The organism is Phenylobacterium sp. (genome assembly GCF_046590535.1).
Lineage (GTDB): Bacteria > Pseudomonadota > Alphaproteobacteria > Caulobacterales > Caulobacteraceae > Phenylobacterium.
In genome coordinates this window covers 1-7,669 of the sequence record NZ_JBKJTG010000074.1, presented here as the reverse complement: position 1 = coordinate 7,669, position 7,669 = coordinate 1, and the positions used below count along the sequence as shown (strand labels likewise).

Below are 7,669 nucleotides of genomic sequence, written 5' to 3'. Positions count from 1 at the left end.
TGGGGAACAGAATGCGACCGGCCATGCCCAGCTGGCGGGCGTTGGTCACCAGATAGGTCTGCAGGAAATTGGGGTCCTCGACATTGCGCCCCGCCGTCAGGATCGCGGCCCCGGCGGCGGCGTCATGGAACAGGTAGTGCGGCATCTCATAGGGCATCAACGAGAACATGTCGGCCACCGGGTGGTCGTCGGTCCACAGCCCCGCCGGGCAGATCAGCGCGAGACGCGTGACGTCATTGGGGGCTATCGCGGCCATCTCGGCGGCGATCATGCCGCCCATGGAGTGGCCCACCAGGATCGGATTCTTCAGGCCCAGAGCGGCCACCACGTCCCAGGTGTGGAGGGTGAAATCCAGCATGTCGCGGATCTCGCCGCACTCCTCGCTGTCGCCGTAGCCGGGGATCAACGGGGCGTAGACGTGGTGCTTTTCGGCCAGGGCGTTGAGGAACGGGTCCTCGGCGGTGACACCCCCGGCGCCATGCAGGAAGACGAGGTCGGGGCCCGAGCCGCCTTCGAAATAGCGGACCGGGACGTGCTGGGTTTGGACTGTCTTGAGTTCCATGATCGCCTCCCTCACGCGTAGGTCTTGGCGAGTTCGGCGCTGGTGGGCGCCTCCTTCGGCAGGCTGCCCGAGGTGACACGCTTGGCCAGCGGGCTGGTCCAGAAGCGGTTGTCGTCGTCCCAGTCGGGGAACATGTTCCGAAGCTTGGGCATCACCTTCTCGGCGAACAGCTTGGTGGAATACATGCACTTGTCGGCGGGCATGTTCCCCACGTGCATGAGGCAGAAGATGTTGCCGACGTTCAGCCCCTTGATCAGCTCCTCCATCCGCTGGCGGACGGTCTCGGGCGAACCCGCGATCACGTGGCCCTGCTCGGTAAGTTCCTTCCAGGTCAGCTGGGTATAGCCGCCGCGCGGCGGGGCGTACTGCGACAGGGCGCCGGTCTGGATGGTCTTGATGGTCCGGTAGCCCGGCGCGTCGGCGAAGCCCGGATAGACGTGCAGGCAGCGGTTGTAGAAATAGCTGACGTGTTCGGAATAGAGCCGCTCGGCCTCCTCATCCGTATCGGCCACCAGGATCGTCTGGGCGAAGCCGGCGCGGTAAGGGCTGTTGTCCGGCGCGCCGCGCTCCTCGACCCGGTTCCAGTAGCCGGTCATCAGCGCCTGGGCCCGCAGGTACCCGGAGAAGCTGAGGTAAGAGTAGGAGTAGGTGTTGTCGATGCAGAAGTCGTAGGTCTCCACCGACCCGCCGCCGGGGATGTGGATCGGCGGATGCGGCTGCTGAATCGGCCGGGGCCATATGTTGACGTGGCGCAGCTTGTTGTAGCGGCCGTTGAAGGCGAACGGCTCACGGGTGGTCCAGGCCTTGATGATCAGTTCGTGGGCCTCGGCGTACTTCTCCCGGGTGAGCGACGGGATCTGGCCGTAGCAGTAGTTGGTGTCCATGGAGGTGCCCACCGGGAAGCCCGCCACCAGCCGCCCGCCGGAGATGCAGTCCAGCATGGCGAACTCTTCGGCCACCCGGACCGGCGGGTTGTAGAGCGCGATGGAGTTGCCCAGCACTACCAGGGCGGTGTCCGTGGTGCGGCGCGCCAGGCCGGCGGCGATGATGTTGGGGCTGGGCATGATACCGTAGCCGTTCTGGTGATGCTCGTTCACCCCGATCCCGTCGAAGCCCACCGTCCCGGCGTACTCTAGGAGGTCCATGTAGGTGTTGTAGACCTCGTGGCTTCTGACCGGATCGAACAGTTCTTGGTCGATATCCACCCACACCGAGCGGTGCTTTTCCCGAAAGTCGTCCGGCAGGTCCGGCCACGGCATCAGGTTGAACCAGGTGAACTTCATGGCGCGCGTCCTCCGGAGGTCCGCCTCTGCCGGGCGGCTGCCTGAACAACGATAACCTCTCCTGCCCCGGCGCCAAGCGGCAGATGTTCCGGGAGCCGGCCGGATTCCCCCGCATTTGGCAGCAGTCCCGCATACTGAGTGCTAAACCACTGTATTTACGAGCTATTCATTTCGAATCGCACATACCGTTCGCTGGTTCTCGCCAATCGAGGTATCCCATGAAGGCCTCCCCGGAGTTCCGCAAGCAGCTGGAGGGCTACGGCCTGACCACGGCCGAAATCCTCTACCGGATGCCCGACCACCCGGCCCTGCTGCAGAGCTACATCTGGCAGGAGTACGACCTGTTTCCCGACTTCCCCGAGCTGAAGCGGTTTCTCGACTTCTGGACCCACGGCCTCGACGGGCCGCTGTTCAAGGTGACGGTCGGCCATTGCCAGCTGGTCAGGCCCGCCCAGCTCGCGGTCATCGACGCGGAGTTCCGGCTGCACTGAGCCACCTCGACAAGGGCCCTGTCCCCGTGGACTGATGGGGTCCCCGCGTCGCCACGAGGCCCAACGTTGAGCAAGCCGCTAGCCGTCCTCCTTAGCTGCGCGCTGGCGCTGGGCGCCTGCCAGGGCAAGGTCCAACGGCCGGCCTGCCCGACCGGCAAGGTCTGCCTGGAGTACGGCAACGAGCTGGATCCAGCGACCCTCGACCCACAGAAAGCCAACCTGACCCGGGAAGCCGCGATCATCTCCGACCTGATGATGGGCCTGACCACCGAGGCGCCGGATTCCAGCATCGTGCCGGGGATGGCGGAACGTTGGGAGACCAGCCCCGACGGGCTGACCTGGACCTTCCACCTGCGGCCAGCCACCTGGTCCGACGGCCACCCGTTCACCGCCGATGACTTCGTCTTCGCCCTGCGCCGAATCCTGGCCCCGGAGACCGCCTCGATCTACGCCTACCTAGTCTACATCCTGAAGAACGGTCAGCTGGTGAACGAGGGCAAGGCCGGACCGGACAGCCTGGGCGTCCGCGCGCTGGATCCCCAGACCCTTGAGCTGACCCTGGAGCATCCGGCGCCCTACCTGCCGCAACTCCTCGCGCACCAGAGTTTCTTCCCGGCGCCACGCCATGCGGTCGAGAAATGGGGCGACGACTGGGTTCAGCCGGGCCGCTACGTCTCCAACGGCGCCTACCAGCTAGTGAGCTGGCGCCTCGGCGACCATGTGCAGGTGACCAAGAACCCGCGCTTCTGGGACGCCGCAAATGTCTGCGTCGACCGGATCAACTACTACCCCACCAACGACGCGGTCAGCGCCGAACGCCGCATCCAGCGCGGTGAGCTGGACATCAACACCACCTTCCAGTCGAACCGGATCGGCCGCCTGCGCGAGACCATGCCGGACGCCGTGCGCACCCACCTGTCCCTGGCCACCGCCTATCTGTCGTTCAACACCCGCGACGTGGCCGCGTTCAAGGACGTGAGGGTCCGCCGGGCGCTTTCAGAGAGCATCGACCGCGACTTCATCTCCGAAAAGCTGCTTCGCGCCGGCCAGGTCCCGGCCTACGCCTTCGTGCCGCCGGGGACGGACAACTACGCGTCTGGCCCGAAGACGAAGTGGGCGCACCTGTCCTTCGTTCAGCGGCAGGCGGAGGCGCGGCGCCTCCTGGCCCAGGCCGGCTACACGCCGGAGCGGCCGCTGAGGATCACCATCAAGTCGGCGAACAGCAACGACACGCTCCTGCTGATGGAGGCTGTGCAGGCCGACTGGAGGTCCATTGGGGTGGATGTGTCGCTGACCCAGAACGAGAGCCAGATCGCCTTCGCCGCCTACCGCGAGCGGGATTTCCAAGTCGGGTCGATGAGTTGGTACGCCGACTTCAATGACCCCGTCACTTTCCTGCAGCTCATGCAGTCACAGACCGGTGGCCAGAACTATGGAGACTACGACAACCCGGCCTACGACGCCCTCCTGGCCGCCGCCGACCGGGAGCCGGATGCGAAAGCGCGGGCGACCCTCCTCTCGCGGGCCGAGCAGGTGATGCTCGACGATGAGGCGATCGCACCGCTCTTCTTCGTGGTGAACCGGGCCCTGGTCAGGCCCAACGTCACCGGATGGGTGGACAACTCAGAGAACTTCCACCGCGCGCGGTGGCTCTGCGTGAAGTCCCAGGCCTCTTAACGGTAGACCCACCGGCACTTCTTCTGAGCGTTCTTCTTGGCGACCTGATGACCGACCACCGCGCCGACGCCGGCGCCCAGCACTGTGCCCTCGGTCTTGACGCCCCTGGAGGCCACGGCGTTGCCAAGCAAGCCGCCGCCGACCGCGCCGATCAGGGTGCCGGTATTGGCCTTCTTCTTGACGTTGACGTTCTCGCAGACGCGATAGCGGCTCTGCGCTTCGGCGGCCACGGGAACGGCTGCCATGGACAGGGCCGAGCAGGCGAAGGCCGCAGTGATGAACTTGCGCACGGGATGGTCTCCTTAAGTCAGCGAGTCTACACGCGTGAGCCATAGAACCCCTGCGCGCCTCCAAGGTTGCCGAAGGCGCAAGCGCCCGTGTCCCGTCCCCGGCTGACCTAAGGCCTTGTTGCGGTCCCTTGTGAGGCGCTGGGCCTCAGGCAAAGGCGATCCAGCGGCCGGCGGCGGCGGCCGTCACCCACACCAGGATGGTGGCGTAGCCCACAGCCCGGGTCAGCGGTCCGCCCTGCGGCGTGCTCCCGGCGCGCAGAAGCTGAAGCAGCGCGGTCCCAGCGATCCAGACGGCGAACACCCAGGCGAACGCGATGTTCACGGGATTCAACCGGTCGTAGTCGTCCGGCTTGATCACGAAGTGGGTCGAGACGAAGTGGACCACGATCAGGGTCAGGAGGCCCGCCAGATAGGCCCAACGCAGCCGCCCCTGGGCCACGAACAGCACCACCAGGGCGCCCGCACTGATCAGGTGCCAGAGGCCCGGATTGATCAGGTCGGCGGTGGCAAAAATCCACAAGCCCAGCCCCCAAACCGCGGCGCCTAGGGCGAGGAACAGCTTCGAGCGCCGGCTCACCAGGCCATCGGCCTTGGCCACCGGCACGCTGACGCCGTAGGTGAAGATCACCCCGGCCACCAGCGCCAGGAGTTTCACGGTGAAGGCCTGGGAGTTGTACAGCCGCTCGGCGTTGGCCATGCCGATCAGCACGCCGGAGACCACGATGCCGATGACTCCCACGGCCAGCCAGGTGCGCAGGTTGCGGTGGATCTCTGACGGGGGCTCGGACGTCACACCGGCGCCGATCAGGCGCAGGTTGAGGATGATGGTCGTGCCGCCCAGCACTACCAGCGACAGGATGTGCAGCACCTGCCACTGGGCGAACTGCGGCTTGATGAAGGTGGCCGGCCAGACGTTCTCGAGATTGGCGACCCAGGGCGCCAGTTGCGGGAGCAGTTGCTCGATCGTCATTTCGGCGGCTCCGGCAGGGTGACGGCGCCCTTCTCCGAGGCCGCGCATGACTGGGCGGCGTTCATGAAGCCGGACAGCGGCTTGCCGCACTCGAACCAGTCGTAGGCGATGAAGCGGCCGGTCGCGATCACCGCGATCCAGGCGACGATGGAGATGGCGGCGGACGCCCGGGCGGCGAATGGCGGGCGCTCGGCCAAGTCCCAGGCCGCTTGGTTCCGCTGCACCCGCAGGTGGAAGATCATGATGTTGATAATCGCCAGCGCGATGAACATCAGCTTCACCCGGAACCAGATATTGTGGTAATAAACCAATGGCTTGGCATAGAACAAGCCAAGGCCGGTTATGACCATCAGGACCAAGCCGAACACGGTCAGCGGCAGCACCCGGTCGCTGATCACCGACACCGGCGTCTTGCGGAACGTGACCCCCAGCAGGCGCAGGTCCACCACGAAGATGGTGCCGGCGAACAGCATCAGGGCGAGGACGTGGGTGCCTTCCAGGAGGCCCCAGAAGTTCAGCGACCCCACCAGGGCCTCGCTCCAGGACTGGGCGAGCTCACCGCTCCCCTTGCCCAGCTCGGTCTGTAGCCAGACCAGGAATTCACGCAGCAACGGCCGTCTCCCCGTACCCGATCTTCTATTTCACGCCCGCGCGCTCACGCCTAGCCGCCACGCTTTGCCGCAATAGCTCATTCTTGCAACCGCGCAGCAATAACCGAGCGCGGACGGGCCTCAGCGGGCCCCAGGGAAGATGCGCAGGAAGTTCTCCGCATAGAACTTGTCGCGCATCGCGTCGCTGCGTTCGCCCATGGCCGCCTCGAACCGGCCGATGGGATTTCGCCCGCCCTCGATGTGCGGATAGTCGCTGGAGAACAGGTAGAGGTCCGGGTTCGACTGGTCGATCAGGTTCCCCACCTCTTCGAAGACGAAGGGGGTGAAGGCCAGTTGCTGGGTCATCTGCTCCGACGGCGTGCGGGTCCAGCCCTGCAGGTTGGCGTCGTTGCGGCTCCAGTGCTTCACGACCCAGTCCAGGCGGCGCAGCAGTTCCGGGACCCAGCCGGCGCCCAGTTCGACGCTGGCCCCGCGCAGGCTGGGGTGGCGCTCCAGCACCCCGTCCAGCACCAGCATGGTGAGGAACGCCTCCGGCCCCTCGTGCAACAGGGCGATGTCCTTGGTCCGCAGGTTTTCGCCGCCGCCCAGCCAGTCCTTGGTGGCCGCGCGGCCGTTGTTCATCCAGGCCCGGGCGAGTTGGAGAGGCGCGCCGCCCACATGCAGCAGGAACGGCGTTCCGGTCTCCGCCAGCCGCGCCCAGAACGGGTCCAGGTCCACATGGCCGGGGGAGCGGTCGCCGCAGGGCCGGTGGGGAATCCAGGCCGCCGCCAGGCCGCCCTCCAGGGCCAGCTCCAGCTCGGCCATGGCCAGGTCCGGATCGTCCAGGGGGATCACCGCCACCCCCATCAGCCTGTCGTCGTCGCGGCAGAAAGCCGCCATGTGCCGATTGTGCGCCCGGGCCGCCCCATAGCGCAGGCGGGGCTCCAGCTTGGAGCTGGCGGAGAACGGCATGGCCACGCTGTGGGTGGCGAAAACCAGCTGGCGGCGGAAGCCCAGCAGGTCCACGGCCTTGGACCGGTCGGCGCTGTTGAAGGCGCCCAGAGCCTGGATTTCCTTGGAAGACTCGATCAGCCGGTCGCCCAGCGCGATCTGGGCGGCGACGTGCTGAGCGCTGTGCCGGCCGCCCTGGCCGACGATCACCGCCACCTCCTCGTCGGTGACGATGGAGGCCGCATAGCTCACCTCCGGCAGTTCGTCGCGCAGGCCCGGGTCGGCATAGTCCTTCAGGAAGGACGGGAGCTCCATGATGTGGCTGTCCGCATCGTAATAGGCGCGGCTGGCGGGCGCATAGGCCATGGCATCCTCCCCACCGCCCGCGCTCTCGCCGCGCCGGTCAGGCGGGTGGCGCATGGCGTCCGGAAGAGTATGCGGCGCCGTCGGGCGGGAGTCACATTCCGGACGCGCCTAGTCGTCGAAACCGACGAACACGGTCGCTTCAGCCACTGACTTGCGTTCGGACACGACCGCATTCGCCGGGAAGCTTTCATCGGGCCAGCCCAGGGCGATACTTTTCATGATCACCTGATCGTCGGCGATCCCGGCATGCTCGCGCACCACCGGCGATTGCATGATGCCCTGGCTGTTGACCACGGCGCCCAGCCCGCGGGACCACGCGGCATTGACCAGGGCGGTGGTCACAGCGCCGCAGTCGAAGGGGGTGTCGTCGCTGCCGTCCAGTGCGCGGTCATAGGTCACGATTACGCAGACAGGCGCATCGAACTGGCGAAAGCCGCGCAGCACCCAGTCCTGGCGCATGTCCTTGTCCTCGCGCGCGATCCCCATGGC

9 protein-coding genes are annotated in these 7,669 nt (G+C 66.5%); 2 read left to right on the top strand and 7 right to left on the bottom strand.

All coding sequences use genetic code 11. From position 1 onward, the window contains the following. The coding region (locus ACLL81_RS04440) for an alpha/beta fold hydrolase (protein ID WP_411287137.1) at nucleotides 1-562 on the bottom strand (562 nt) is incomplete at its 3' end. Between the two features lie 11 nt (nucleotides 563-573). Next, on the bottom strand, nucleotides 574-1,845 hold the full coding sequence (locus ACLL81_RS04435; protein WP_411287136.1) for an LLM class flavin-dependent oxidoreductase: 1,272 nt from the start codon (nucleotides 1,843-1,845) through the stop codon (nucleotides 574-576). A gap of 218 nt (nucleotides 1,846-2,063) precedes the next feature. On the opposite strand from ACLL81_RS04435, the gene ACLL81_RS04430 reads away from it, so the two are divergent. Both ACLL81_RS04430 and ACLL81_RS04425 read left to right on the top strand, forming a co-directional pair. Continuing rightward, nucleotides 2,064-2,336, top strand: coding sequence for an usg protein (locus ACLL81_RS04430; protein ID WP_411287135.1), 273 nt, complete (start codon nucleotides 2,064-2,066; stop codon nucleotides 2,334-2,336). 66 nt (nucleotides 2,337-2,402) lie between these two features. Beyond that, nucleotides 2,403-4,013, top strand: coding sequence for a peptide ABC transporter substrate-binding protein (locus tag ACLL81_RS04425; RefSeq protein WP_411287134.1), 1,611 nt, complete (start codon nucleotides 2,403-2,405; stop codon nucleotides 4,011-4,013). On the opposite strand, the gene ACLL81_RS04420 is transcribed toward ACLL81_RS04425, so the two are convergent. From ACLL81_RS04420 to ACLL81_RS04400, 5 genes are all read right to left on the bottom strand, one after another. Further along, nucleotides 4,010-4,303, bottom strand: a complete 294-nt coding sequence (locus ACLL81_RS04420) for a glycine zipper 2TM domain-containing protein (protein WP_411287133.1) — start codon at nucleotides 4,301-4,303, stop codon at nucleotides 4,010-4,012. The two genes, ACLL81_RS04425 and ACLL81_RS04420, sit on opposite strands and share 4 nt — an antisense overlap. Nucleotides 4,304-4,448: 145 nt before the next feature. Next, nucleotides 4,449-5,273 (bottom strand): DUF6644 family protein, encoded by an 825-nt coding sequence (locus ACLL81_RS04415; RefSeq protein WP_411287132.1) that lies wholly within the window; start codon nucleotides 5,271-5,273, stop codon nucleotides 4,449-4,451. After that, nucleotides 5,270-5,884 (bottom strand): DUF6644 family protein, encoded by a 615-nt coding sequence (locus ACLL81_RS04410; protein ID WP_411287131.1) that lies wholly within the window; start codon nucleotides 5,882-5,884, stop codon nucleotides 5,270-5,272. Before ACLL81_RS04410 ends, ACLL81_RS04415 begins: the two co-directional genes overlap by 4 nt. A 120-nt stretch (nucleotides 5,885-6,004) precedes the next feature. Next, nucleotides 6,005-7,180 (bottom strand): amidohydrolase family protein, encoded by a 1,176-nt coding sequence (locus ACLL81_RS04405; protein ID WP_411287130.1) that lies wholly within the window; start codon nucleotides 7,178-7,180, stop codon nucleotides 6,005-6,007. Nucleotides 7,181-7,288: 108 nt separating this feature from the next. Then, a partial coding sequence (locus tag ACLL81_RS04400; RefSeq protein WP_411287129.1) for a nitroreductase family protein occupies nucleotides 7,289-7,669 on the bottom strand: 381 nt, incomplete at its 5' end.